Annotated in this window: 5 protein-coding genes; all 5 read right to left on the bottom strand. The window is 56.3% G+C overall.

Going from position 1 to position 1,974, the window contains the following annotated elements:
• Positions 1 to 439, bottom strand: a 439-nt coding sequence (locus NW856_RS05535; RefSeq protein ID WP_414399455.1) for an ATP-dependent Clp protease proteolytic subunit, incomplete at its 3' end; no start/stop codon positions are given.
• Entirely contained in the window at positions 387 to 743 is a 357-nt protein-coding gene (locus NW856_RS05540) for a Uma2 family endonuclease (protein ID WP_414399456.1), read from the bottom strand. The genes NW856_RS05540 and NW856_RS05535, both read right to left, overlap by 53 nt.
• Positions 744 to 759: 16 nt before the next feature.
• Positions 760 to 1,029 (bottom strand): hypothetical protein, encoded by a 270-nt coding sequence (locus tag NW856_RS05545; protein ID WP_414349572.1) that lies wholly within the window; start codon positions 1,027 to 1,029, stop codon positions 760 to 762.
• 17 nt (positions 1,030 to 1,046) lie between these two features.
• Positions 1,047 to 1,682, bottom strand: coding sequence for an ATP-dependent Clp protease proteolytic subunit (locus NW856_RS05550; RefSeq protein ID WP_414399457.1), 636 nt, complete (start codon positions 1,680 to 1,682; stop codon positions 1,047 to 1,049).
• A 127-nt stretch (positions 1,683 to 1,809) separates the two neighbouring features.
• Positions 1,810 to 1,965: a hypothetical protein gene (locus NW856_RS05555; RefSeq protein ID WP_414399458.1), complete on the bottom strand. Its 156-nt coding sequence runs from the start codon at positions 1,963 to 1,965 to the stop codon at positions 1,810 to 1,812.
• Between the last annotated feature and the right edge of the window lie 9 nt (positions 1,966 to 1,974).

Raw genomic sequence — 1,974 nt, forward strand, 5'->3', positions numbered from 1 at the left:
TTTCGCGGGCGCGAATTTCAATGTCGCTGGCTTGGCCTTGGATCGTGCCTAGCGAAGGCTGGTGCAGCATGATGCGGGAGTGGGGCAGGGCAAACCGCTTGCCCTTGGTGCCAGCAGCCAACAAAAAGGCTCCCATTGAAGCTGCTTGGCCCACGCAAACCGTAACGATATCTGGCTTGATGTGGTTCATGGTGTCGTAGATGGCCATGCCCGCCGTCACAGAGCCACCGGGAGAATTGATGTACATCACAATGTCCTTTTGCGGATCCTGCGAGTTGAGGTAGAGCATCACCCCCACGATGGTATTGGCCAAGCTATCGTCAATGGGCTCGCCGATAAACAAAATCCGCTCTTGGTACAGGCGATCGTCAAGACTAATCCACTGGCTATAGGGCTCGCCGGGCAAACGGTAGGGAACCCGAGGCACTCCAATCGGCATAAGTTTCTCCTGGCAAAGTATGAAACACAGAACGACGCGCTTGTAAGATATCTTCCGCGCTCAAATCCAGCTGGGGCAAAACCGAGGAAACAATGCGTCCAGATCCAGTTTTGACCTCGCCTTCGTATTCTCCGCCAACCCAGCGCACCGCGGAAACGGACTGCTTGGCTGGATCCACTGGGATCCCACGGGCAGCGTAATCTTTGCGCTTGTCTTGATAATCGTGTTTTTCATTGTCTACTCGGGGGGAAACGACTTCCACCACCAACAGCGGCAGGGGCATGTGCAGGCAAGGATTCCGCAACCGTTTCCCAGCAAGCTCACATAGCGGGATGCAAAGCCATCACCTCTGGATTGCGCAACCGAGCCTTGGCTGCGGGCACTTCAACCTCAACTTGGCCCAAGCTCAGGCGTTGGATGGGCAAAAACTTGGGCAATTCCGCAACCAGAAACAGCTCAATGAGGGTGTTCATACGCTCCTCGGCTTCCCGAATGGACCCGTCTTCAGGTTCAACCCGTCCTTCATAAAGCCCGTCCGTGAGGCGTAGGTACTCCCCCACCGTCAAAGGCTGTACGGGAACTTGAACCATCGACGGATCCCTCTGCTTCAGTTTTTGGCTGTTGCCAACTTCGGCACGCCTTTGGAACTGGTCAGCACCTGATCGATAAGGCCGTAGGCTTTGGCCTCTTCTGGGGTCATGAAAAACAGCCGCTCCGTGTCCTTCTTGATCCGCTCCATAGGCTGGCCCGTGCTGCGGGACAGTTGCTCCAGCATCATGTTGCGCAAAGTCAGAATCTCGCGGGTGCGAATTTCGATGTCGCTGGCCTGTCCGCGGGTGCCACCGTAGGGTTGATGGAGCACGATGGTGGCATTGGGCAGACTGGCCCGAAATCCTTTGGCTCCTGCTGCCAATAACATGGCCGCCATCCCAATGGCACTGCCGATGCAGATAGTATGCACAGGCGGCTTGATGTAGTTCATGGTGTCCAGAATGGCAAAGGCCGCTGTGTCGTAGTTATAGGTGCCCGTCGAGTTGATGTACATCTTGATCGGCTTTTCCCGATCCTCGTACTGCAGATACAGCAGTTGCTCGATGATCAGCTTGGTGACGTTGGCATTCGACTCCTCTGCAAGGGGCAAGCCCAGGTAGACAATGCGCTCCTGCAGCAGCAGCGAAGCCAAATCTGGGGGTGGGGTACGAACCGGAGCGCCGCCATAGTAGTAGTAGGTCGATTGCACCATGCCAGAGATCTCCTACGCCTGGGTCTGTTCAACTGAAAAACACCAGAAAAACAACACTTGAGGACCACAAGGGATCCGCAGCATCCCAACGGATCCCTTGCAGTCTGAGGACCTCTCAAAGCCAGCTTTACTCCGCCCCTTGAGGCAAGAGAACCCGCTCCGGCTCCGTGACCAACACCTTGGGCTTGCGCTCCTCATCCACATCGATGAGCACCTCCGATCCCTCTCGGACGTGCCCGGTCAGGATCTCTTCCGCCAGGATGTCTTCCAGCAGGCGTTGGATGGCGCGGCG

The sequence above is a fragment of the Synechococcus sp. R3-13 genome (assembly GCF_047462195.1).
Classification (GTDB): Bacteria; Cyanobacteriota; Cyanobacteriia; order Thermostichales; family Thermostichaceae; genus Thermostichus.

Coding starts and splice junctions, on each gene's coding strand:
- NW856_RS05545 (WP_414349572.1), bottom strand. CDS start 1,029: ATGGTTCAAGTTCCCGTACAGCCTTTGACGGTGGGGGAGTACCTACGC.
- NW856_RS05550 (WP_414399457.1), bottom strand. CDS start 1,682: ATGGTGCAATCGACCTACTACTACTATGGCGGCGCTCCGGTTCGTACC.